The 23,440-nt window shown below is 70.9% G+C and carries 22 protein-coding genes; 12 read left to right on the forward strand and 10 right to left on the reverse strand.

Annotation, left to right across the window (positions count from 1 at the left end; translation table 11 throughout):
- Window positions 1–65 precede the first annotated feature (65 nt).
- On the forward strand, window positions 66–1,049 hold the full coding sequence (locus FHR33_RS34115) for a rod shape-determining protein (protein ID WP_183656618.1): 984 nt from the start codon (window positions 66–68) through the stop codon (window positions 1,047–1,049).
- A 52-nt stretch (window positions 1,050–1,101) separates the two neighbouring features.
- On the opposite strand, the gene FHR33_RS34120 is transcribed toward FHR33_RS34115, so the two are convergent.
- The gene (locus FHR33_RS34120; RefSeq protein WP_183656621.1) at window positions 1,102–1,635 is read right to left on the reverse strand and encodes a ferritin-like domain-containing protein; all 534 of its coding nucleotides are present in this window, start codon (window positions 1,633–1,635) and stop codon (window positions 1,102–1,104) included.
- 83 nt (window positions 1,636–1,718) lie between these two features.
- The gene (gene lysA, locus FHR33_RS34125) at window positions 1,719–2,954 is read right to left on the reverse strand and encodes a diaminopimelate decarboxylase (RefSeq protein ID WP_246452269.1); all 1,236 of its coding nucleotides are present in this window, start codon (window positions 2,952–2,954) and stop codon (window positions 1,719–1,721) included.
- Between the two features lie 120 nt (window positions 2,955–3,074).
- On the opposite strand from lysA, the gene FHR33_RS34130 reads away from it, so the two are divergent.
- The 5 genes from FHR33_RS34130 to FHR33_RS34150 are packed head-to-tail and all read left to right on the forward strand — an operon-like array spanning window position 3,075 to window position 7,843.
- Window positions 3,075–3,941 carry an ABC transporter substrate-binding protein gene (locus tag FHR33_RS34130; protein ID WP_183656624.1) on the forward strand — a complete coding sequence of 289 codons (867 nt, stop codon included), beginning with the start codon at window positions 3,075–3,077 and terminating at the stop codon, window positions 3,939–3,941.
- 45 nt (window positions 3,942–3,986) lie between these two features.
- The gene (locus FHR33_RS34135; protein WP_312895840.1) at window positions 3,987–4,769 is read left to right on the forward strand and encodes an amino acid ABC transporter permease; all 783 of its coding nucleotides are present in this window, start codon (window positions 3,987–3,989) and stop codon (window positions 4,767–4,769) included.
- A 1-nt stretch (window position 4,770) separates the two neighbouring features.
- Window positions 4,771–5,523 carry an amino acid ABC transporter ATP-binding protein gene (locus tag FHR33_RS34140; protein WP_183656627.1) on the forward strand — a complete coding sequence of 251 codons (753 nt, stop codon included), beginning with the start codon at window positions 4,771–4,773 and terminating at the stop codon, window positions 5,521–5,523.
- Entirely contained in the window at window positions 5,520–7,109 is a 1,590-nt protein-coding gene (locus FHR33_RS34145) for an N-acyl-D-amino-acid deacylase family protein (protein WP_183656630.1), read from the forward strand. The genes FHR33_RS34140 and FHR33_RS34145 overlap by 4 nt, the downstream gene beginning before the upstream one ends.
- Window positions 7,106–7,843 (forward strand): serine hydrolase, encoded by a 738-nt coding sequence (locus FHR33_RS34150; protein ID WP_312895841.1) that lies wholly within the window; start codon window positions 7,106–7,108, stop codon window positions 7,841–7,843. The genes FHR33_RS34145 and FHR33_RS34150 overlap by 4 nt, the downstream gene beginning before the upstream one ends.
- Here the strand turns inward: FHR33_RS34150 and FHR33_RS50820 are convergent.
- The 4 genes from FHR33_RS50820 to FHR33_RS34175 are packed head-to-tail and all read right to left on the reverse strand — an operon-like array spanning window position 7,820 to window position 14,213.
- A complete protein-coding gene (locus tag FHR33_RS50820; protein ID WP_246452270.1) occupies window positions 7,820–9,886 on the reverse strand; it encodes a DNA glycosylase AlkZ-like family protein in 2,067 nt (688 codons plus the stop codon). The genes FHR33_RS34150 and FHR33_RS50820 overlap by 24 nt on opposite strands.
- Before the next feature lie 20 nt (window positions 9,887–9,906).
- Window positions 9,907–13,158 (reverse strand): protein kinase domain-containing protein, encoded by a 3,252-nt coding sequence (locus FHR33_RS34165; protein WP_183656635.1) that lies wholly within the window; start codon window positions 13,156–13,158, stop codon window positions 9,907–9,909.
- On the reverse strand, window positions 13,155–13,718 hold the full coding sequence (locus FHR33_RS34170; RefSeq protein ID WP_183656638.1) for a GNAT family N-acetyltransferase: 564 nt from the start codon (window positions 13,716–13,718) through the stop codon (window positions 13,155–13,157). Before FHR33_RS34170 ends, FHR33_RS34165 begins: the two co-directional genes overlap by 4 nt.
- Window positions 13,719–13,730: 12 nt before the next feature.
- Window positions 13,731–14,213, reverse strand: a complete 483-nt coding sequence (locus tag FHR33_RS34175; RefSeq protein ID WP_183656641.1) for a shikimate kinase — start codon at window positions 14,211–14,213, stop codon at window positions 13,731–13,733.
- A 37-nt stretch (window positions 14,214–14,250) separates the two neighbouring features.
- On the opposite strand from FHR33_RS34175, the gene FHR33_RS34180 reads away from it, so the two are divergent.
- Together FHR33_RS34180 and FHR33_RS34185 are read left to right on the forward strand one after the other, a co-directional pair.
- Window positions 14,251–14,499 (forward strand): DUF6458 family protein, encoded by a 249-nt coding sequence (locus FHR33_RS34180; protein ID WP_183656643.1) that lies wholly within the window; start codon window positions 14,251–14,253, stop codon window positions 14,497–14,499.
- Between the two features lie 22 nt (window positions 14,500–14,521).
- Entirely contained in the window at window positions 14,522–14,905 is a 384-nt protein-coding gene (locus tag FHR33_RS34185) for a ChaB family protein (protein ID WP_183656646.1), read from the forward strand.
- Between the two features lie 42 nt (window positions 14,906–14,947).
- Here FHR33_RS34185 and FHR33_RS34190 read toward each other — a convergent pair whose 3' ends face one another.
- The 3 genes from FHR33_RS34190 to FHR33_RS34200 form a co-directional block, all read right to left on the reverse strand.
- Entirely contained in the window at window positions 14,948–16,777 is a 1,830-nt protein-coding gene (locus tag FHR33_RS34190) for a transketolase (protein WP_183656649.1), read from the reverse strand.
- Between the two features lie 66 nt (window positions 16,778–16,843).
- A complete protein-coding gene (locus tag FHR33_RS34195) occupies window positions 16,844–17,842 on the reverse strand; it encodes an SDR family oxidoreductase (RefSeq protein WP_183656652.1) in 999 nt (332 codons plus the stop codon).
- A complete protein-coding gene (locus FHR33_RS34200; protein WP_183656655.1) occupies window positions 17,842–18,099 on the reverse strand; it encodes a hypothetical protein in 258 nt (85 codons plus the stop codon). The genes FHR33_RS34195 and FHR33_RS34200 overlap by 1 nt, the downstream gene beginning before the upstream one ends.
- A gap of 54 nt (window positions 18,100–18,153) precedes the next feature.
- Between FHR33_RS34200 and FHR33_RS34205 the strand changes: the two genes are divergently transcribed.
- From FHR33_RS34205 to FHR33_RS34220, 4 genes are read left to right on the forward strand one after another with little or no spacing between them, the layout of a single operon-like run.
- Window positions 18,154–19,065, forward strand: coding sequence for a DNA topoisomerase IB (locus FHR33_RS34205; RefSeq protein WP_183656658.1), 912 nt, complete (start codon window positions 18,154–18,156; stop codon window positions 19,063–19,065).
- A gap of 46 nt (window positions 19,066–19,111) precedes the next feature.
- Window positions 19,112–19,360, forward strand: a complete 249-nt coding sequence (locus FHR33_RS34210; RefSeq protein WP_183656660.1) for a BON domain-containing protein — start codon at window positions 19,112–19,114, stop codon at window positions 19,358–19,360.
- Window positions 19,344–20,084, forward strand: a complete 741-nt coding sequence (locus FHR33_RS34215) for a metallophosphoesterase family protein (protein ID WP_183656662.1) — start codon at window positions 19,344–19,346, stop codon at window positions 20,082–20,084. The genes FHR33_RS34210 and FHR33_RS34215 overlap by 17 nt, the downstream gene beginning before the upstream one ends.
- A 38-nt stretch (window positions 20,085–20,122) precedes the next feature.
- Window positions 20,123–21,676: a membrane dipeptidase gene (locus FHR33_RS34220; protein ID WP_183656664.1), complete on the forward strand. Its 1,554-nt coding sequence runs from the start codon at window positions 20,123–20,125 to the stop codon at window positions 21,674–21,676.
- Here FHR33_RS34220 and FHR33_RS34225 read toward each other — a convergent pair.
- Window positions 21,654–23,417: a SpoIIE family protein phosphatase gene (locus FHR33_RS34225; RefSeq protein WP_183656665.1), complete on the reverse strand. Its 1,764-nt coding sequence runs from the start codon at window positions 23,415–23,417 to the stop codon at window positions 21,654–21,656. The two genes, FHR33_RS34220 and FHR33_RS34225, sit on opposite strands and share 23 nt — an antisense overlap.
- Between the last annotated feature and the right edge of the window lie 23 nt (window positions 23,418–23,440).

A 23,440-nucleotide genomic window follows, 5' to 3' on the forward strand; every position in this document is an offset into this window, starting at 1 on the left:
CCCTGCTGGCAAGGCACTACAGCATGGGGAGCGAGAAGAGGGGGAATGTCCGACGGACCGGATCCATGCTCACCTTCCTCGGCCGGGATCTGGCCATCGATCTCGGCACCGCGACCACGCTGATCCACGTCAGAGGACGCGGCATCATGGTCAACGAGCCCTCCGTGGTCGCGCTCGACACCAGGACGGGACGGATCGTCGCCTACGGGTCGGAGGCGAGGCGGCCGCCCGCGGGGTCGGTGACCGTACGGCCGGTCAGGAACGGGGTGATCGTCGAGCCCGACATCGCGCGCCGCATGCTTCGATATTTCGTGAGAAAGGTGCACGGACATCCGTTCGCCAGGCCACGGATGACCATCGCGGTCCCCGGAGGGATCACCTCCATCGAGCGGAAGGTCGCGTGGGAGGCGGCCTACGAGGCAGAGGCCCGCAGGATCACCTTCATGGAGAACACCCTGGCCGCCGCCTTCGGCGCTGGACTGGGCACCGGCGACCCCATCGCCGCCATGGTCGTGGACATCGGCGGAGGCACCACGGACGTCGCGGCCGTCTCGCTGGGCGCCGTCGTGGCGGGCGTCTCCAGGCGGGCCGGTGGCGAGGAGATGGACCAGGCGATCAAGGCCGCGGTCCGCCGCCTCTACGACCTCGAGATCGACGACAGGACCGCCGAGACGCTGAAGAAGGAGATCGGCGGGGCGGGGGCGCCGCCGAAGCACCGCGGCCTGCGGGTGAGCGGGATCGATCCCGACACCGGCAGGACGGGATATGCCACGATCTCGGCCGTGCACGTCCACGAGGCGATCGACCCGACGGTCAGGACGATCATCGACGCGGTGCGCAGGGTGCTCGAGTCGTGCTCGCCCGAGATCGCCACCGATGTGGCGCGCCGGGGGCTGTTCCTCGCGGGAGGGGGAGCGCTGCTGAGCGGCCTGCCCGCGCGGCTCGGCGCCGAGCTCGGCATCCCCGTGTCACGGGTGGAAAGGCCCGAGCACTCGGTGGCCCTCGGCCTGAGCATGTGGTCGGCCGCCTCCCGAGCCCTCAAGGCCTGAGCCACCAGAGCCAGGGGCGGCGGATCGTGTGCCCCCGCCCCTGGTCGCGTCGTCAGCCGGGGACGCGCTCCAGCAGGCTCTTCATGTCGTCCGCGTGCTCCTCCTCCTTCGCCAGCAGCTCCTCGAAGATCCTTCGCGTCGTCACGTCCTTGTCGCCGAGCCACTGGATGATCTCGGTGTAGGCGGCGACCGCGATGCGCTCGGCGACCAGGTCTTCCTTGATCATTTCGGAGAGTCCGAGACTGGCGTCGTACTGCGAGTGCGAGCGCGAGGTCAGCGTGTCGGGGTTGAAGTCGGGGTCTCCGCCCAGTTGGACGATCCTGGCGGCGAGCTTGTCGGCGTGCTCCTGCTCCTCCGCCGAATGCTCCAGGAACTCCGACGCCACCGACTCGGCATTGATGCCGCTGGCGGTGTAGTAATGGCGCTTGTATCGCAGCACGCAGACGATCTCCGTCGCCAGCGCCTCGTTGCAGACCTGGATCACGCGCTCCAGGTCGGCGCCGTACGCGTCGGTGATCGGGCCCTTGCCGATCTCGGCCCTGGCGCGCTCGCGGATGGTCTTGATATCGGTCAGGAACTCAGCCATGGCCCGCATATGCCCAGGAGCCGGTCCGTAACGCACCGGACGCCGCAAAGGATGACCCTGCACTTCCTCTCCAGGCTCGGAACCTACGGATAGAGCCTGAGCAGGTCCTCCTCGCTCTCGCGGCGGACGATCACCCTGGCCGAGCCGTCGGCGACCGCCACGACGGGGGGCCGTGGCACGTGGTTGTAGTTGCCTGCCATCGACCGCTGGTAGGCGCCGGACACCGGTACGGCCAGCAGATCGCCAGGGCGCAGGTCGGAGGGGAGCGGGAGGTCCCTGACCAGCACGTCGCCGCTCTCGCAGTGCTTGCCCACGACGGTCACCTCGCTGAGCGGCGCGTCGGAGCGGCGGTTGGCCAGGGCGGCGGTGTAGGCGGCGCCGTACATGCCGGGTCGCGGGTTGTCGCTCATGCCGCCGTCGACGCTGACGTAGCGCCCCTTGACGGTGCCGACCTCGTAGAGCGCGACCGTGGAGGGCCCCGCGATGGACCTGCCGGGCTCGACCGCCAGGCGCAGCCCCTCGGTCTCCTTCCTGAGGACGGCCAGCAGCTCGGCGGGCGTGGGCGGGGCAGGCTCGCCGGGGGTGTAGGCGACGCCGAGGCCGCCGCCCAGGTCGAGCCTGGTGACCCCGGTCGAGGCGGCGAACTCCGCCATCCTGGCCGCGGCCAGGCCGAAGGCCTCCAGCTCGACGATCTGCGAGCCGATGTGGGAGTGCAGGCCGTACAGCTCGAGCGAGGGCTCGGCGGCGACCCTCGCCACCGCGCGGTCGGCCAGCCCCGCGGCCAGCGAGAATCCGAACTTGGAGTCCTCGCCGCCGGTGGCGATCGCGGCGTGGGTGCGGGGATCGACGCCGGGCGTGACCCTGATCATCACCCGCTGCCTGACGCCCAGCTCGGCGGCGACGGCCGCGAGCCTGTCGATCTCGGTGAAGGAGTCGACGACGACGCAGCCGATGCCCCACTCCACGGCGCGGCGCAGCTCGGCGGGCGACTTGTTGTTGCCGTGGAAGACCACCCGTTCGGGCGGCATGCCGCCCGCCCTCGCCACGGTCATCTCGCCGCCCGTGCACACGTCGAGCGACAGGCCGAGCTCGTCCAGCCAGCGCACCACCTCGGGGCAGAGGAAGGCCTTGCCTCCGTAGTGGACGTCACCGTCGGGCAGCGCGTCGAGCCACGCCTGGGCCCGGGCCCTGAAGTCGGCCTCGTCGAGCAGGTAGGCGGGCGTGCCGTACACCTCGGCCAGCTCGACCGCGCCGACGCCGCCGAGGTGGAGTTGCCCGCCGGTCCACGCGGTGGTCTGGGGCCATATGTCCAAGCTCATGACGTGCGAGCGTAGGCAGAGGCGATGCCTATGAGGGTCGAGCCTCGAAGATTTCGTGGCTGAGGGCCGCATGCCTTCACGGGCCTTGGTGGCGCGCGGCCCGCTCACCACCATGGGCCCATGCGGAAACACCTGGTCATCGCCCTGGCGGCGGTCTGCGCACTGAGCGTGGGATGCGGGAGATCAACCTCGGGTACGGCTGCGCCCACACCCTCCTCCTCAACCGGCAAGAGCGCCAAGGAGCTCGTACCCGAGGCGGTCAGGAAGTCGGGCGAACTGCGGATGGCCACCTCGGAGGGCTATCCGCCGATGGAGATGTACAAGCCGGGCACCCAGGAGATGACCGGTGTCGACGCCGACCTGGCTGTCGCGATCGGCGCGAAGCTCGGGCTGAGGACGCGCATCGTCAACGCCTCCTTCGACGGCCTGATCCCGGGGCTGCAGGGCGGCAGGTGGGACATCGCCATGGCCGCGCTGAGCGACCTGGAGCAGCGGCGCAAGGCCGTCGACTTCGTCGACTACTTCAACGCGGGCGGCGCGATCATGGTCGCCAAGGGCAACCCCGAAGGGATCAGGACCCTCGCAGACCTGTGCGGCAAGAAGGTCGTGCTGGCCAAGGGCAGCTCCAACCTCGAGATCGGCAAGCGGCAGAACGACAAGTGCGCCCAGAAGATGGAGATCATGCAGAGCGAGGACGCCCCGACGGGCCTGCTCAGCATCGACTCGGGACGCACGGTGGCCACGATCGTCGACTCGCCCGTGGCCCACATGTACGCCAAGGAGACCGGCAAGTACGAGGTCCTGCCCGAGCAGTACGACGCGGGCCCCTGGGGCATCGCCGTGGACAAGAGGCAGACGGGCCTGCGCGACGCCATCGCCATGGCGCTGCAGGAGCTCATCGACAACGGTGAGTACGGGAAGATCCTGGCGAAGTACGGCACGACGCCGAACGCCGTCGCCAAGGTCACGATCAACACCGGCGCATGATGGAGCTCCCGATCGAGGCGGTGAAACCGTCCAGGGCCTGGGCGGGTGGTCGCGGCGGCGGTGGCGGCGCTCGTCATGGTCTGGCTGGCCTACACGATCATCGTCAACCCCAACCTGCACTGGGATGTGATCGTCGGCTTCCTGCTCGACGGCCGCATCCTCGGCGGCCTGTGGATCACGATCGCGCTCACCGCGCTGTCCATGGTGATCGGGGTCGCGCTCGGCGTGACGGCCGCGGTCATGCAGCTGTCGGACAGCCCGGTGCTGCGCGGCGCCGCAGGGCTCTACACCTGGTTCTTCCGCGGCACGCCGCTGCTGGTCCAGCTCATCTTCTGGTTCAACATCGGCCTGGTCTTCCCCGAGATCGGGATCGGCATCCCGTTCGGCGGCCCGATGTTCCTGCAGTGGCCCGCCAACGAGCTGATCACGCCGTTCACCGCGGCGCTGCTCGGGCTGACCATCAACGAGGGCGCCTACATGGCCGAGATCGTGCGGGCGGGCATCAGGTCCGTCGATCCGGGACAGCGGGAGGCGGCCGAGTCGCTGGGCATGAGGCACCGGCAGATCCTGCGCAGGATCGTGCTGCCGCAGGCGATGCGCGTGATCATCCCACCCACCGGCAACCAGTTCATCTCGATGCTGAAGACCACCTCGATGGTCTCGGTCATCTCGGGCGCCGAGCTGCTGACCGTCTCGCAACGCATCTACCTGGACAACTTCGAGGTCATCGCGCTGCTGGTGGTCGCCTCCACCTGGTACCTGCTGCTCACCAGCGTGGCCACGGTCGGCCAGCGCTTCCTGGAGAGGCGGTTCAGCCGTGGCCACTAGCATGGTGAAGATCGAATCGGTGCGTAAGCGCTTCGGTCGTCTCGAGGTGCTGAGGGGCGTCAGCCTCGACGTGGCGCCGGGCGGCGTCGTCTGCGTGGTCGGCCCTTCGGGTTCGGGCAAGTCCACGCTGCTGCGCTGCGTGAACCGCCTGGAGACGATCGACTCGGGACGCGTCTGGGTGGACGGTGAGCTCATCGGCTTCAGCGAGAAGGCGGGAAAGCTGCACCACCTGCGCCCCGAGGAGCTGTGCGGGCAGCGCCAGGAGATCGGGATGGTCTTCCAGCGCTTCCACCTGTTCCCGCACATGACCGCGCTGGAGAACGTCATGGAGGGCCCGCGCACGGTGAAGGGCGTCGCCCGGCAGGAGTCGAGACGGCAGGCGCTCGCGCTGCTCGACAGGGTGGGGCTCGCCGACAGGGCAGGGCACTATCCCAGCCAGCTGTCGGGCGGGCAGCAGCAGCGCGTGGCGATCGCGCGCAGCCTGGCCATGAACCCCAAGGTGATGCTCTTCGACGAGCCGACCAGCGCGCTCGACCCCGAACTCGTGCAGGAGGTGCTGCAGGTCATGCGCGACCTGGCGGCCAGCGGGATGACGATGATCGTGGTGACCCACGAGATGGGCTTCGCGAGGGAGGCGGGTGACCATCTGGTGTTCATCGACGACGGCGTGATCGTGGAGGAGGGGCCGCCGCGCGAGGTCCTGTCCAACCCTCGGCACGACCGCACCCGTGCCTTCCTCGGGCAGGTCCTGTGAACCTCGAGTTGCTGATCCGCGGGGCGCTCGTCGCCGACGGGACCGGCGCCCCCCTGTGCCCCGCCGACGTCGGCGTCGCGGCCGGTCGCGTCGTCCTGTTCCCCCGCGACCCCGCGGTCGCCCAGGAGCGGGGCGCGGCCAGGGTGATCGAGGCCGAAGGGCTCGTGGTGACCCCCGGCTTCATCGACGTGCACACCCACTCCGACGCCGTGACCCTGCTCGGCGAGCGGGGCAGGCAGCTGGCCGCCGCCCCCGTGCGGATGGGCGTCACCACAGAGATCTGCGGCAACTGCGGGTCCAGCCTCTTTCCCGCCCTGCCCGGGCGCGTTCCCGCCCTGCGCAGGTCCAGCAGGGCAGGCTTCGGCGGCGACATCCCGATCTTCCAGGAGTACGGGGCGTTCGTGGAGGCGCACCGGCAGGCCCCGCGATCGAACCATCTCACCTCGCTCGTCGGGCACGGCACCCTCAGAGCGGGCGTGATGGGCTACGAGGACCGCCCCGCCACCGCCCGCGAGCTCGAGACCATGTGCGCCCTGCTCGACGAGGCGCTGGCGGCGGGCGCGGCGGGCCTGTCCACCGGCCTCATCTACACCCCCGGCACCTACGGCGACACCGCCGAGGTCGTCGCGCTGGCCAGGGTGGCCGCACGGTACGGCAGGCCGTACGTCACGCACCTGCGGGACGAGATGTCGCGCGTCGAGGAGGCGCTGGAGGAGGCGGTCGAGATCGCCAGGGCGAGCGGCGCCGCGCTCCACGTCAGCCACCACAAGACCGCCGGCAGGCACGGCTGGGGCAGGACAGAGCGGACCCTGCCGCGCATCGCGGCGCTGCGCGAGCAGGGCCTCGACATCACCTGCGACGTCTACCCCTACACCGAGGGCAGCACCTCCCTGTCGGCGATGTTCCCCCCGTGGGCCAACGACGGCGGCACCGAGGCGCTGCTCGAGAGGCTGCGCGACAGAGCCGAGCGGGAGCGGATGCGCAGGGCCATCGCCGAGGGCGTGCCCGGCTGGGAGAACACCGTCGGCAACGGCGGATGGGACCGCATCTCGGTGGCGGGCGCCACCGGCCACCCCGAGGTGGAGGGCCGCACGATCGCCGAGCTAGGCGGCGACCCCTTCGACGCCGCCGCCGAGCTGCTGCTCGCCGAGCAGGGCGAGGTGACGATCATCAGTCACTCGATGCGCGAGGACGACGTCGTGCGCGTCCTCGCCAGCGAGTTCGCCATGATCGGCTCGGACGGCGTGCCCAAGCCCGGCCGTCCTCACCCTCGTCTGGCCGGCGCCTTCCCGAGGGTTCTCGGCCGCTACTCCCGCGACCAGGCCCTGTTCCCCCTGGAGACGGCCGTGCACAAGATGACCGGCATGGCGGCCGAGCGCTTCGGCCTCGACGGCAGGGGAGTGGTGCGCGACGGCGCCCACGCCGACCTGGTGCTCCTCGACCCCAGCACCGTGGCCGACGGCGCCACCTACACCGACCCGCTGCTGCCGCCCACCGGCCTGACCGCGGTCGTCGTCGCGGGCGAGGTGGCCGTCGAGGACGGCACGCTCACCGCCAGGCGGCCAGGAAGGATCCTCGCCCTGTGAACGCCATCACGCTCGCCATGGCGACACGCGACCTGCTCACGGGGGAGGCCCACGGCGTCAACGAGGACGTCGAGCTCCCTCTGGCCAGCGTCGGCAAGCTGCTGCTGCTGGCAGAGGTGGCGATGAGCATCGAGGGCGGCATCCTGGGCGCGGACGAGCCCGTCGAGCTGCTCGACGACGACTACTGCGCAGGGTCCGGGCTGCTGACCTCGCTCGCGAACAGGGCGTGGACCGTCGGCGACCTCGCCCTGCTCACCGCCGCGATCAGCGACAACACCGCGACCAACGCGCTGCTGCGCAGGGTCGGCGTGGAGCGCGTCAACGCCGCGGCCGCCGCGCTCGGCCTGTCGAGGACCAGGCTGCTCGACCGTGTCAGGGAGCCCAGGGGCCCCGAGCACCCGCCGACCTTCGCCATCGGCACCGCGGCCGAGCTGGTCTCGCTGGCCGTCCTGGTCAGCGGCGAGGAGGGCTGGCAGGTGCTCATGCGCGGCTGGATGCGGCAGAACACCGACCACAGCCTCGTGCCCGCTCTGGTCAGGCACGACCCGGAGGGCGGCTGGCTGGCCAACAAGACCGGCACGGACGACGGCGTCAGGACCGACGTCGGGATCATGTCAGGACGGGTGGCCTACGCGGTGCTCGCCTGCGGGCCGCCCGGCAGCGACCACGAGCTGGCCACCGCCGTACGGCAGGCGGGGCTGGCCCTCGCCTCACCTGAGCGCGGGCTCCAGTGAGTTCCTGAGCTGGGCCGAGGCCGTGCGCAGATAGGCCAGGAACGAGATCGCGGCGGGGTTGGGGTTGGTCGGCCTTCGCGCGACGCCGATCCTGCGGAACAGGTTCGGCGTCGCCAGGCGGCAGATCTGCAGCCCCGAGGCGCCGTGCAGGCCGAGGCTCGGCACCAGCGCCACGCCGAGCCCGGCCCGCACGAGCCCGATGGTCACCTCGTAGTGGTCGCTGCGGCAGCGGATCTGCGGGGAGAAGCCCTCCAGCGTGCCGGCCCGCTCCAGGATCGACACGGGGTGGTCGGCGCCGAACGTCGTGATCCACGGCTCGTCGGCCAGCTCCGCCAGCCGTACCTTGGGTCGCAGGCCCGCGGGGTGGCCTGCGGGCACGACGAGCAGCTGCGGCTCGTCGAACAGGTGCACCACCTCCACCCCCTCGGGGCACTTCCACGGGTCGAGGGCGTGCTCGAAGACCACCAGCACGTCGAGCGCGCCGCGCTCCAGATCGGGCAGCAGCTCGTACGGCTGGCCCTCCACCAGGTCGAGCGCCACCTGTGGATACCTGGAGGCGAAGCGCGACAACGCGAGGGGCAGCAGCCGGTAGCCCGCGGAGGCGAAGAAGCCGATGCGCAGCTCGCCCGCGTCCACCCTGGCCTGGGCGAGCAGATCCTTCTCCGCCGCCTCGATGATGTCCACGACCTCCTGCGCCCTGAGCGCCAGGCGACGGCCCGCCTCGGTCAGGCGCAGGCTCTGGGCGTTGCGCTCCACCAGCCCGACGCCCGCCTCCTGTTCCAGACGGGACAGCTGGTGGGAGACCGCCGAAGGAGAGAGCCTCAGCACCCTGGCCGCGCCCGCGATGCTCCCCGTCCTGAACACTTCAAGGAGCACCCGCAGGCGATTACTACTCAGCACGCCCCCAGGGTAGTGACCCTTTCCTGGGGAGCCTCGGCCGGTGACCGGGCCTACGTCCTGGAGGGGCCCTCCGAGATCACGACGTCGTGCCGGTCCTCCGGTGCCAGGAAGGCCAGCAGCCTGCCGGCCCTCCTCGACCGCCTCGGCAGGGTCGAACGGCTCCCACCGGTGGATGGTCAGCGTCGTCGTCCCCTTCGCCCGAGCCGTCGTCCAGTCGCCCGCGGGGAACCCGTCCACCAGGATGGTCCTCGGCTGCACGTTGTAGGGGGCGAACCGCCTGAGCAGGTCCACGTGCTCGACCACCCTGGAGCGGTCCTCGTGGGAGAGGAAGAGGTTGTCGAAGTCGTACATGAACCGGACGGGCACCGGCAGATCCTCCGGCGGCAGCTCGGCGTCGGGAAGGTCGTACAGCACCCGCCCCGAGGGGTCGCGGTAGGTCACCAGGTCGAGCGACGAGACCACCTCCGACAGGCGCGTCAGCCCCGACCACGTCTGCACGTCCTTCACCCCGGCAGGGCCGAAGGCCCTCAGGTAGCGCAGCACCAGCTCGCCGGGCGTCATCGGGGGCGCCTCGAATCCCAGCCACGACGCGGCGCTGGTGTGGGCGATCGGCCCGCTCCTGCCCCACACCCCTCGCGGCGGCACCTGCACCAGCGGCACCAGCCAGCGCACGCCCTGCCCGAGCGCGTGCTGGTCGTGGCCGGGCCAGCGCTCGCCCAGCGCCCTGCCCAGCGCGGCGAACGTCATCGGCCCCCGCTCCAGCAGCGAGCGCCCGAGCCCGGCCAGCTCGTCGAGGTCGACGCCCTCCAGCTTCCTGCCGAAGGTGGAGCGCGTCATGCGCTCGGTCACGACCTGCACCAGCGGCCGTATGGCCAGGCAGTCGCGGGCGCTCACCAGGTGGATGGTCGAACGCTGGAGCGCGATGCGGACGATCTGCCTGCTCTCGAGCAGTTCGGCGGCGTCCTCGGGGCGGAAGTCCTCGATGCGGTTCCACAGGCCCGTGTACCAGGAGTGCGGGGTCTGCGCCTGCAGCCCCACCACGTGCTCGATGACCTCGATGACCGGCCTGGTGGTTCTGGTGATCAGGAGCTGCCTGTCGAGGGTGGCCCTGTTGAGAGCGCGGCGGCTGAGGACGGGATCCATGAGCGCAACCCTAGAGCCGCTTAGGAACACATCCCGCCGGGATAGGGCGTTTCAGGGAAAAGCCGCTTCCAGCCCTCTTCGTCCAGCGCGCCTCCCGCCTTGGCGCACACCGCCTTCGCGGCCATGGAGGGGTCGACGGGGCTCTCGCGCACGGTGCCGTCCTTCAGCAGCCCGATCAGGCGGGTCCCGTCGGCGCTGAAGGCGACGTCGGCGACGTCCTGCCCCAGCGGCACCCTGCTGATCTCGTGCAGCGTGGCCGCGTCCCACAGCGAGGTGTACTCACCCGTCATCGCGATCAGCTTGCCGTCGGGGGAGAACCTGATGCCGGTGCCGTACCCGGACGCCTTCATGACCGGCCGCTTCGGCCAGGTGGACAGCTCCCACACGAAGAAGAAGTCGGCGTCGGTGATGAAGGCGCCCCATCGGCTGTCGGGGCTGAAGGCGGTGGCGATGGTGCTGCCGCCTCCCGTCTCCTTGACGGTTCCGGTCGCCAGCTCGACCACGTCATCACCGGCGAACAGCCGCCTGCCGTCGGGTGTGAAGGCCAGCGGCGTTCTGGTCGTGTCGAGGGGGCCCTTGACCTGCCTGCCCTCGGGGACACTCCACAGCCTCAGCCCACCGTCGCCGGAGGTGGCGAGCAGCTCGCCGTCGGGCGACAGCGCCACGGCGAAGACCTGGCCTGTCGGCACCTCGGCGACCCTCTCGCGCGTGTCGACGTCCCAGACGGTGGTGGCCGGCTCTCCCGCCACGGCCAGCAGTCTGCCGCGCGCGTCGAAGGACAGCTCGCCCGCGACGGGCAGGTCGCCGAGAGGTCTGCGCGCCTCGACGTCGTAGAGCCTGGTCGAGGACTCCGCCCCGATCGCGGCGATCCTGCCGTCGGGCGAGAGCAGGCGCTGGGCGGGGGCGTAGGCGGACTGCGTGGTGGCGCTCAGCGCCACGGTCTCCTGCCGGGGAGACTCGGTGAGCACGTCGGAGACGTCGAGCGACAGCACCCTGCCGCCCTCGGCGGTGTAGCGGAGGGCCCTTCCGTCGGCGGAGAAGGCGAAGTCGCCCGTCGCCTTCCTGGCGGGGAAGGTGCCGAGCAGCCGGCCCTCACGGACCTCCCACAGGCGGACCTCCTGGCCGATCTCGGGCTCGTCCGGCTGCGGCTGTTCGGGCGGCCGCAGGGAGGGCGCGTCCGTCACAGGGCCGCTCCGTGCGCGCGTCACGGGGTCGACCTCCTCGGGTTCGAGCGGCTCGAGCAGGTAGCGGCCGTCAGGTGAGAAGACCAGCGGGCCCCAGACGCCGGTCCTGCGTTCGGCCAGGCTGAGGGTGGCCGCTGGCTCGCCTGTGACGGTGTGGAGGACCAGCCCTCCCTCGCCGCCACCGATCACCAGCAGCCTGCCGTCGGGGCTGAACGCCGTGGTGGGCGGGTACTCGATCCGCATCGTGCTGACGGACGGCCGCGTCGTACGGGCGTAGAGGCGCCTGCGCCGGTCGAGATCCCACACCACGACCTCGCCCGTCACCGAGGACACCGCCGCCCAGCGGCCGTCGGGGGAGGTGGTGATCGCCCTGTCCGTCACGTCGAGCAAGGGTCCGCCGCCACCGCCGGCGTCACCGCCCGCTCGGTAGAGCCTGGTGCGGAAGCCGTTCGAGACCGACACAAGCTCGCCCCTCCCGTGGAGCGCGGGCTTGCCACCAGGCCACTCGCCCTCGATCTCGGCGCCCGACTCGAGGTTCCACACCCGCACCGCGGCCTCGTCGCCCGCGGCGTAGACCCTGCCGTCGCCGGTGAGGGAGGTCCAGGCGTCGGCGGGCACGGGAAGCCGGTGCTCGGCCGTCCGCCGCTCCGTGGACAGGTCCCATACCTCCACCTGGTCGGAGCGCTGCTTGAGCAGGCTCTTCCCGTCGTCGGCCAGCCGGTAGGCGGCTCCGCCGCTCTGCCCGGGGTCGGTGAAGGCGCCCAGGTCGGTCTGGCCGAGTGAGCGCTGCAGGGCGTTGCGCGCCTCGGGCACGGGCGCGAGCCTCCACGCCGCCACGCTGAGCTTCATCGCGGTCCTGGGGTCGGCGCTGCGCAGGCTCTCGGCCCGCGCCGCCACCGTCCGCGCGACCGTCTCCGCCGTCTCGTGCCGGCGCTCCGCGCCCTGCCGTACGGTCACGGCCGTGACCGCCAGCACCATGGCCACGCAGGCGGCCAGGCCCGCGACCATGGCCCTGCGTACCAGTTTCCGCCTCCTGAACGGAGTGACATCCTCCGACCATGAGCGCAGCCTCGGCCATGCGTGGAACAGCGCGGGGCTGACCGGGCCTATCGAGTCGTCGGCGACCGCCACCAGGCGGCCCTCAGGACGGTCGGAGGGAGGGACGGCGATGCTCCGCCGTACGAGCAGGCCCGCCTCGGTCAGCGCGGCGACCACGGGCTCGTCCTCGACCTCGGCCAGAGGGAGCCTGCCCGGCTCGCGCATGCGCAGCAGCAGCTCGGGCAGCGCGCTCTGCTGCTCGGGCGGCAGCTCCTGGTAGACCTGCTCGGCCACCTCGCCGAGCGGGCGGGGGCCCGGCAGGTCCTCGGGCGGCCTGATCTCGGCGGCCAGGTGCGCGCCCACCGCGGGCTCGGCGCTGCCGGTCAGCCCGATCAGCAGCTCGCGCGCCGTGGGGCGGTCCTCGGGCCGCTTGGCCAGCGCCCTGGCGGCCATCGACCTGAGCGGTTCAGGCAGGTCGCCGACGTCGGGGTCGACGGTCAGCACCGCGTGCATGAGCTCGCCCAGGCTCTCCGCGGCGAAGGGGTCACGGCCCGTCGCCGCGAACAGGACGGTCGCGCCCCAGGAGAAGACGTCGGCCGGCGCGCCGGCCTCGCTGTCGGTGAAGACCTCGGGAGCGGGGCCCTGCGTCCGCGCCGTGCCCACCCCTGTGACCTTGGGGCCCTCAGGGCCGAGCAGCAGGGAGTCGGGCCCCAGGTGGCGATGGGCCGCCCCCGCGTCGTGGATGGCGACCAGCGCCGTGGCCAGCGCCACGGCCAGCCGGTGCAGCCGGTCGCCGGCGTAGGGACCGGCGTGCGCCACGGCCTCACGCAGGCTCGGGCCCTGCACGAACTCGCTGACCACGTAGCCGGGCCCCGACTCCACCACCCTGGCCACGCAGTGCGGTGCGACCGACGGCGCCCTGCCGCGCGCCCTCTTGATCACAAAACGTCTGCCGCCACTGTCGTAGGCGTCGAAGCACGAGCCGAGCCGCCCGGCCAGCCAGTAGCCACCCAGCCGGTCCGGATCCCCCGGGAGCAAACGCGTCGTCACGGCAGCTTAGATGCGCCAATCCCAGGTTTGGTTGTGACCCATTCCTCGCGCAGCACCGACATCACGATCTCGTCGTGCCACCGGCCCTCCCACAGCAGGGCGTCGCGCAGGACGCCTTCCTGGACGAAACCCACCTTCTTGTACACGTGGAGAGCTCGCTCGTTGAAGGCGTAGACACCCAGGCTGACGCGGTGCAGCGGGGTGGTGGCGAAGGCGTGGTCGAGCACCAGCCTGATCGCCTCGGTGCCGAAGCCGCTGCCGGGCCTGGTCAGCATGATCCGCAGGTTGCAGGAGAGGTTGTCGGCGTCGAGCTCGTTCAGCACGATCTCGCCCACGTACTCCTCGTCGTGGCAGACGGCCAAATCGAGACGGTCGGCGTGGTCCTTGCGGGTGGCGTACCACTGGGCCAGGGCAGCCGGCTCGTCCGCGCCGGCGTGCGAGCCGGTCAGTCGCTGGAGCTCGGGGTCACGCACGCCCTCGAGCAGACCTGCGACGTGCTCGGGGCCGACGGGGCGGAGCGTGACCAGCTCCCCGACGAGGGTGGGTTTGGTGGCGAACATGCGTCTTGGGTATCACATGGCGTCAAGCGCTTTGTCGGCCGCTTCCTGGGGAAGCGTCGAGGTCACGTCCACGCGCAGATCGGCGATCTGCCTGAAGTAGGGGTCGCGGCGGGCCTTCATCAGGGCGGGGTCGAAGTCGGGGCGGTGGTCGCTCGACTTCATCCGCTGGGCCAGCACCTCGGGCGTCGCGTCCAGCCAGATCACGAACGCCCGCTTGAGCGCCTCGCGCACCTCCGGGCGTTCGACGGTGCTGGCGGCCGCGGTGATCACCTGGTTCTCGCCCAGGGCGCTCAGGACGTGCTCGGCCTCCCGCTCGTGCAGGACGCCGGCGCCCTCCTCCTTCGCGATCTCGGCGGCGCTCCTGCCGTACCGCTCCCTGAGATAGGGGTCGCTGTCGCTCATCGGCACGCCGAGGGCCTGCGCGAGCAGCAGCGCCACGGTGGTCTTGCCCGAGCCCATCAGCCCGACGACGACGACGGGTTTGTTTCTCGACATGGGGATAGAAGTTTCCTTGGCTTTAGGGAGGTATTCCATGACCATCGCCGGAAGCATTTTCCTCATCATGCTCGGCGCCGTGCTCACGTGGGCTGTCGACTGGGACGTCGCCGGCCTGGACATCAACGTCGTGGGCGTCATCCTCATGCTGGGCGGCATCGCTCTGATGCTGTTCGGTCTCTACAGGGTCAGGGTGACGCGGGAGATCGTGGCTCCGGTGGAGACGGAGAGGGACAGGACAACGGTCTACGAGGAGCGACGCTACACCGATCCTCCGACGATCTAGAACAGCGGGAAAGGGGGCTGTCATGCCAGCACGCCAGGAGATGCCGTCGACCATCGCCAGGTCCCCCAAGAAGGCGCAGGAGACGTGGATCAAGGCCCACGACTCGGCCGTCGAGACCTACGGCGAAGGCGAGCGGGCCCACCGGACCGCCTTCTCGGCCTTGAAGCACTCCTTCGAGAAGGTCGGCGACCACTGGGAGCCGAAGGCGCGTAAGGGTCCCTCCGACAAGGGCGCGACCGACCGCTCAGGACGGACCGACGAGGGCGTGGACGCCAACGCCAGCAAGGAACACCTGTACGGCGTGGCCGCCAGGCTCGGCGTCAGAGGGCGCTCCAGGATGACCAAGTCCGAGCTGGTCGAAGCCATCAAGAAGGCCAACAGGCGCGAGAGCGCCAAGTCGCGCTGAAAGCCAGGGGGATCCCGACACTCACCGGGATCCCCCTGGCTTTCAGAGCAGCCGCCTGACCGCGGCCACGATCGCGTCCCTTCCGATCCCCGCGTCGGCCAGCTGCTCTCCAGGGGCGGCTGAGCCGGGCATCCCGCGCACCGCGAGCTTGACCACGCGGGGGCCCAGCTCCGAAACCGCCTCCAGCACGGCGTCCCCCAGCCCGCCCTCGGGCCGGTGATCCTCGACCGTGATGAGGTTGCCCGTCGTGGTGGCCGCCTCGTTCAGCACCGCCCTGTCGACGGGCTTGACGGAGTACATGTCCACCACCCCGACGGAGATGCCCTCCTGCTTCAGCAGGTCGGCCGCGGCCAGCGCCTCGTGCACGGTGATCCCCGCCGCGACGATGGTGGCCCTGTCGTCGGAGGCGTGCCGCAACACCCTCGACCCGCCGACGGGGAACCTCTCGCCCGGCTCGTAGATGACAGGGGTCTCGCCTCGCGTGGTCCGCAGGTAGGAGATGCCTGAGACGTCGGCCATCTCGGCGACCAGCGCGGCGGTCTGGTTGGCGTCGCACGGGTACAGCACGGTGGTGCCGTGGAGCGCGCGCAGCATCGCCATGTCCTCGAGCCCCATCTGGGAGGGGCCGTCCTCGCCGATCGACACCCCCGCGTGCGAGCCGATCAGCCGCAGGTCGGCGCCGCTGATCGCGGCCATCCTGATGAAGTCGTAGGCCCTGGTGAGGAAGGCGGCGAACGTCGCCGCGTACGGCACCCAGCCGCGCACCTGCAGGCCGACGGCCGTGGCGATCATCTCCTGCTCGGCGATGTAGCACTCGAAGAAGCGCTCGGGGAAGGCGTGGGCGAACTCCTCCGTCTTGGTGGAGTCGGCCACCTCGCCGTCGAGCGCCACCACGTCGCCACGGGCCGCGCCGAGCGCCTTCAGCGCCGCGCCGTACGCGCTGCGGGTGGCCGCCTTCTCCCCGAGGGGATAGGAGGGCAGCGCCAGTGGCCCGCCGGTGAAGGTGTGCGGAGGGCGGGAGACCTCGGGCGGGCTGACCTTGACGGTGACGCCTCTCTCACCGCCCAGCTCCACGATCGCGTGCTCGGCGTCCTTCAGCGGCTTGCCGTGCGCGCCCTCGCGGTTGTCCACGTCGTTGACGCCCTCGCCCTTGCGGGTGCGGGCCAGGATGACGGTCGGCCGCCTGCGGGTGTTCCTGGCGTCGCCGAGAGCGAAGTCGATCTGGCCGGGATCGTGCCCGTCCACCTCGATCGTGTGCCAGCCGAAGGCGCCGAACCTGCGCGCGTACGCGCCGGTGTCCCACCCGTGCCGGGTGGGTCCCCGCTGACCGAGGCGGTTGACGTCCACGATCGCGGTGATGTTGGAGAGCCCCTCGTGACCCGCGTGCTCGGCGGCCTCCCAGATCGAGCCCTCCGCCAGCTCGCTGTCCCCGCACAGCACCCACACGTGGTACGGCAGGCGGTCGAGGCGCCGGCCCGCCAGGGCCACGCCCACGCCCACGGGCAGCCCCTGGCCAAGGGAGCCCGTGGCCACGTCCACCCAGGGAAGGCGCGGCGTCGGGTGCCCCTCCAGCCGGCTGCCCCTCTTCCTGAAGGTCAGCATCTCCTCGTCGGTGATGGCGCCGGCCGCCTTGTAGAGCGCGTAGAGCAGGGGAGAGGCGTGCCCCTTGGAGAAGATCAGATGGTCGTTGGCGGGATTGTCGGGGTGGTCGAAGTCGTATCTGAGGTGGTGGGCGAACAGGACGGCCATGAGGTCGGCCGCCGACATCGACGAGGTCGGATGGCCTGAGCCTGCGGCGTCGGAGCTCCGCACCGAGTCCACCCGTAGTTGCATGGCCAACTCACACAAGTACTGAACATCCCGCTCGGGCATCGGTCCTCCTAAGGTTTCCCGCCGCCTACCCCGCCCGGCTCTCGCTATGTCAGCGGCGCGCCAGTGTCACCTGCGCAGCGCGCGAGCGGCCAGGGCGCCCGCCGCCGCGGCGCCCAGTGTGACGAGGACGGGCCTGCGGTGCTGGGACAGCCAGAGCTGCGCGCTGTGAGCGTGCGACCTGTCGTCGAAGCTCCCGTGCGCCCCGTAGTCGTGCTCCTCGTCGGCCGGCTCCCAGAGGTTGGCCACGCCCGTCGGCGGCTTGTCGGTCGCGACCTGCGAGGACTTGCCCGTTCTCGCCAGGTAGCGGTCGACGAGACCCGGCGCGAAGCGCTGACCGAGCAGGGTGAGCGCCGTGGAGGAGCCGACCCAGTACTCCCTGCGCTCGGGATGGTCGGCGGCGTGGACCAGGGCCCGCGCCGCGACCTCCGGCTGGAAGATCGGCGCCACCGGCTGCGGATGCCGCCGCAGCCGCGACAGCACCCAGTCGAACTGCGGCGTGTTCAGCGCAGGCAGCTGGACCATGCAGACCCGCACCCCGCTGTCCTCGGCCATCAGCTCGGTGCGCACCGACTCGGTGAACCCCTTGATCGCGTGCTTGGCGCCGCAGTAGGCCGACTGCAGCGGGATCCCCCTGTAGGCCAGGGCGGACCCGGCCTGGATCACGACGCCCTTGCCGCGCGGGCGCATCAGGTCGAGCGCCACCTTGGTGCCCCACACGTAACCGAGGTAGGTCACCGCCGTGGTCCGCTCGAACTCCTCGGGGGTCACCTCGGAGAAGGGCGCGAACACCGAGGAAAAGGCGACGTTCATCCACACGTCGATCGGCCCGAGGTCGCGCTCGACGCCCTCGGCGGCCTGCCGTACCTCCTCGTAGGAGGAGACGTCGGCGGGATAGACCACCCCCGCGCCGCCCGCGGCGCCCACGTCGACCGCGGCGGCGGCCAGTCCGGTCGTGCCCCTGGCGATCAGCGCGACGGAGTCGCCGCGCGCGCCGAGCTCACGCGCCACCGCTCTGCCCACACCACCGCTCGCCCCCGTGACCACCACCACGCGAGACGAGCGCATCAACCCGCCTCTCCCGCGCCACGCTCTTTCTGCCGCCGGACGGCCAGCACGATGTCCACGATGGTGGCCACGACCAGCACGCCCGCCACGATGGCCAGCCAGCCGATCCCCGCGATGATGCTGATCGCGCCGATCGCGAAGAGGAAGACCAGAATGAAGGAGCCCGCCCTGATGTGGACGACATCACGGGGAGTCGAAGGAACCATGGGCTTGCCGGAAGAGGAGTGCTCTTCGGGACGGTAGTCATCGTCATGCATGTGCGTCCCCTGCCCGTGCTGTTTGCCGCATAACGTGCCGGGTAGCCGGGCCACGTGCACCCCAGTGACCAGAACGAGCCTGGAATCAGACGCAGGCGCAGGGGGCGGGGGTTCAGCTACTCCTATCCCGACGGGCGCCCCGTGCGCGATCAGGCCACGCTGCGCAGGATCAGGGAGCTGGTGATCCCTCCGGCCTGGAAGGACGTATGGATCTGCCGCTCGCCCGACGGGCACCTGCAGGCCGCGGGCACCGACTCCGCGGGGCGGCGGCAGTACCGCTATCACGACGAGTGGCGCGCCCAGCAGGACCGGATCAAGTTCGACAGGGTGCTGGAGATGGCCGAGCGGCTGCCGGCCTTCAGGAAGGTCGTCCAGGAGCAGCTGGAGAGCAAGGGGCTGACCAGGGAGCGGGTGCTCGCGGCGGCCGCGCGCCTGCTGGACGTCGGCTTCTTCAGGGTGGGCGGCGAGGAGTACGAGTCGTACGGCCTGGCCACGCTCAGGATGGACCACGTCAGCTGCGCGAACGGCAGTGTCGTCTTCTGCTATCCCGCCAAGGGCGACATCCCCCGCGAGGTGCGCGTCACCGACGCCTCGGCCTGCAAGGTGATCAGGTCGCTGAAGGCGCTGAGGCACGACGGAGAGCTGCTGCGCTACCGCGACGAGAACGGGTGGGTGGACGTCCGCAGCGCCGACATCAACGACTACGTGCGCGAGACGCTCGGCTGCGAGGCGACGGCCAAGGACTTCCGCACCTGGCACGGCACCGTGCTCGCCGCCGTCGGCCTGGCCCGCACGCCGAACGTGAGCGAGGTGATGCGGGAGGTGGCCGAGTACCTGGGAAACACCCCCGCAGTCGCCCGCGCCTCCTACGTGGATCCGCGGGTGATCGAGGCCTTCGAGCAGGGCAGGACGATCGGGCAGGGAGACCCGGAGAAGGCGGTCATCGAGCTGATCAGAGCCGTTTGACCGGTTCGGCAGCGGGCATGCGAGCGATTTGACGAAGGAGGAAGCGATGGAGGCTCCGCAGTACGTCGCGGCGCGCGTCCAGCGGGCGCTCGCCGAGGACGACAGGACCCATGAGCTGGGCATCCGCGTCGACGTGCGTGGGGATCAGCTGTTCCTGCGCGGCCAGGTCACCGGCGAGGAACACAGGCGGCAGATGGAGAGGGTCGCTCAGGAGGCCGCGCCCGAGCTGCACGTCCACAACGAGCTCCAGGTCGTGCAGGTCCGAGAGCCCGGAGAGGATGAGCATCTTGACTGAGCTCCGTATCGCGGCCGTGGGTGACGTGCACCTGGGCGACGACGTGCAGGGCAAGTATCGTGCCCGGTTGACCGGAATCGAGGACAGGGCCGACGTACTGCTGCTGGCGGGCGACCTCACCAGGCACGGGACGATAGCGGAGGGCAGGCTGGTCGGTCAGGAGTTCCGCGACCTGCCGGTTCCCGTCGTGGCCGTGCTCGGCAACCACGACTACCACTCCGACCTGCAGTACGAGATCATGAGCGAGCTGCGCGACAACGGCATCATCGTGCTCGACGACGAGTCGGCCGTCATCACCTGCCGCGGCGCGCGGCTGGGCGTGGTGGGCGGCAAGGGCTTCGGCGGCGGTTTCGCAGGCAAGTGCGCCAGCGAGTTCGGCGAGCGCGAGATCAAGAACTTCGTCCACCACACCAGGGGCATCGCCGACAGCTGGCAGCGCGCGCTGAAGGAGCTCGACACCGACTACAAGGTCGTGCTCTCGCACTACTCGCCGGTCAAGGAGACCCTGGAGGGCGAGCCGCTGGAGATCTACCCCTTCCTCGGCAGCTACCTGCTGGCCGAGGCCGTCGACACGGTCGGGGCCGATCTCATCCTCCACGGCCACGCGCACAAGGGCGCGGAGAAGGGCATGACACCGGGCGGCATCAGGGTGCGCAACGTGGCGCTGCCGGTGCTGGGCAGGGCCTACGGCATCTACTGCCTGAGTGAGTCCGACTCATGTTAGGTCTTGACCGGGTGGTGGCGCGGTGTTGATGTCAGTGCATGGTCCTCCGCCGTGTCCTGGCTCTCATCGCCCTGCTGGGCGCGGTCGCGATGGCCGCGCCCACGCCCGCACCGTCCGCACCCGTGCGCGGGTTCGTGGACGCTCACAGCCATCTGATGTCGTATGAGGCGTTCGGCGGCAAGCTGCTGTGCGGCAAGCCGTTCGACCCGGCAGGCGCCGCCCGCGCGCTGCTCGACTGCCTCGACCACCACCCGAACGGCGAGGCCGCCTGGTTCGAGAACTTCACCAGGACGGGCTCGCCGGTCGGCACCCACGACCCCGTCGGCTGGCCGACCTTCAAGGACTGGCCGGCCCACGACTCCCTCACCCACCAGCAGGCCTACTACGAGTGGATCGAGCGCGCGTGGCGTGGCGGCCTGCGCGTCATGGTCAACGACCTGGTGGCCAACAGGCAGCTGTGCGAGATCTACCCGCTGAAGAGCAACCCCTGCGACGAGATGTGGGCGATCAGGCGCGAGGCCCAGCGCACGGTCGAGCTCCAGAACCACATCGACACGCTGTCAGGCGGTCCTGGGCTCGGCTGGTTCCGGGTGGTGAAGAGCCCGCAGGAGGCGCGCGAGGTCATCGCGGCGGGCAAGCTCGCCGTCGTGCTCGGCGTCGAGACCTCCGAGCCGTTCGGCTGCCGCACCACGCTGGGCGTCCCGCACTGCACCAGGGCGCAGATCGACCGAGGGCTCGACGAGATGCACGCGCTCGGCGTGCGCAGCATGTTCGTCTGCCACAAGTACGACAACGCGCTGTGCGGCGTGCGCTTCGACTCGGGCACCCAGGGCGCGATCGTCAACCTGGGCAACCTGCTGTCCTCGGGTGGCTTCTGGCGGGTCGAGAGGTGCAGGGGGCCCGAGCACGACAACCCGATCTCCCCCGCGGTTCTCCCGCCCGAGCTGGCCCGATGGCTGCCGCCTGGCGTCGGCCTGCCGGTCTACCCACCCGCCCCGCACTGCAACCCCAAGGGGCTGACCTCGCTCGGCCGCCACATGGTCGAGGGCATGATGCGGCGCGGCATGATGATCGAGATCGACCACATGAGCGTCAAGGCCGCCGACCAGACTCTCGACCTGCTCGAGGCCGCCGGCTACCCGGGCGTCATCTCCTCCCACAGCTGGGCCGACCCCGCCTTCCTGCCGCGCATCTACCGCCTGGGCGGCATGGTCACCCAGTACGGCCACGCGGCCGAGGAGTTCGCCGAGGAGTGGCGGCGCACCCAGCCGCTGCGACAGGAGAGCGGACGTCCCGGCTACGGCTACGGCCTGGACGCCAACGGGCTCGGCCCACTGCCCGCGCCACGGGCGGGAAGCGCCGTGACCTACCCCTTCCTCTCCTTCGACGGCGCCGTCTCGCTGGACAGACCACGCACGGGCGAGCGGGTCTGGGACTACAACGTCGACGGGGTGGCGCACTACGGCCTGGTGCCCGACTGGATCGAGGATCTGAGACAGCTGGCGGGCCAGCCGATCGTGGACGACCTCGCCTCGGGCGCGGAGGCCTACCTCAGGACCTGGGAGGGGGCTACAGCACCCGCAGCGCGATGACGCACACGTCGTCGGAGATGTCGCCGTCCAGGCGGGCGAGCACGCACGCGATGCTCTCCTCAGGGTCGTCGGTGTGGCAGTCGGCCGCCGCGCCGACCAGGGCGTCGAGCCCCGCCTGGACGTCGAGGCCGCGCCGCTCGACGATGCCGTCGGTGTAGAGCACCAGCACGTCGCCGGACTCGAGGACGGTGGTCGTCAGCTCGTAACTCATGGACTCGAAGGCGCCCAGCATCACGCCGGGCGAGTGGTCGAGCAGCGCCGCCTTGCCCTGGCGCACGAGCACGGGGGAGGGATGACCCGCACTGGTCCACGTCAGGGTCCTGTCGGCGGGGTCGAAGTGCCCGATGATCGCGGTGCCCGTCGCGGTGACGCCCTCGTTGTTGTGGTACATCAGGTCGTTGAGCCAGGTGGCCAGCTGGGCGGCGTCCGCCTTGGTGTAGGCCAGGCCGGCCAGGCCGTACCTCATCTGGGCCATCAGGCCGACGGCGGTCAGGCCGTGCCCCATGGCGTCGCCGATGGCCAGCAGGACCCTGCCGTCGGGCAGCGGCCTGGCCTTGAACCAGTCGCCGCCCAGCCTCAGCACGTCCTCGGCGGGCCGGTAGCGCAGGCCCATCCGCAGTCCGGGCAGGTCGAGCACGCCCGTGCGCCTGGGAAGGATGGAGTCCTGGAGCCGGACGGCGACCTGGTGCTCCTCCTCGGCCCGCTGCCGCTGCGTGACGACCTGCTCATGGGCGACAGCCAGCGCTCTCTCCCTGCGGCGGCCGGCGGTGGTGTCCTGGACCAGCATCCGGATCTTCACCGGCAGGCCGTCCTCGTCGAGGATCGGCTCGCTCACGGTGCGCAGGTGGCGCAGGCCGTACCTGTTCTGGACCCGGTACTCGTTCTCGGTGGCCTCGCGGTACCTCAGCAGCGTGCGCATCTGCTCGTCCACGAGCGGGACGTCCTCGGCCACGACCGCGGCCGGCAGGTCCTCGAGCCTGATCGGGCCCTCCGCGGGGCGCCTGCCGAACATCTCGTACATCTGCTGGGTCCACACCGCCGTGCCCGTGGCCAGGTTCCACTCGCCCCAGCCGAGTTCGGCGATCCGCTGCGCCCTCTCCCACCCGGCGACCAGCCGCTCCTCGTCGTCGAGGGTGCGCCAGCTGGCCAGCACCCCGCCGCCCGCCCTGACCGCCCGCACCATGATGGAGGCGGGCCAGAGCAGCCCGTCGCGGGCCTCCACGAACTCCAGCGGACCGCGCGTGAGCGGGGCGCCGCTCTCGTAGACGGACAGGTAGTCGTCGAGGACGCCCGACTTCACCACGCCAGGACTGGTCTCGACGAGACGACGGCCGCGGAGCTGGTCTGCTCCGCGGCCTGTGACGTCTTTTGTGTGCCGGTTGGTGGCGGCGATCAGGAAGTCCACCACCCGCCCTCCCGCGTCCTTGACGGGCACCAGGTAGGCGGCGGAGGCGTGCAACGCCTCCAGCACCCCCGTCATCCACGCGGGGACGACGAGCTCGCGCGTCTCCGCCTGCGCCAGGGGCGGCGGGGTGACGTCCCTGGCGACCTCCAGCAGGTCGATTCCGCTGTCGCGCGAGAGCCGCCTGAGGTGGTCGGCCGCCTCGTCGGGGCGGAGGTTCATCCGCGCCGCGAGCCTGCAGACCGCCTCGTCGATGGCGGCCTCACGCCGCATCCGCCTGCGGAGGACGGCGAGCTGGTCCCTGATCATGGCCTTGGTGGCCGTGCTGTCCTGGCTCACGTGTGCCTTGTGCCCCGCTGGAG

Source organism: Nonomuraea dietziae (assembly GCF_014195505.1).
GTDB lineage: Bacteria > Actinomycetota > Actinomycetes > Streptosporangiales > Streptosporangiaceae > Nonomuraea > Nonomuraea roseola.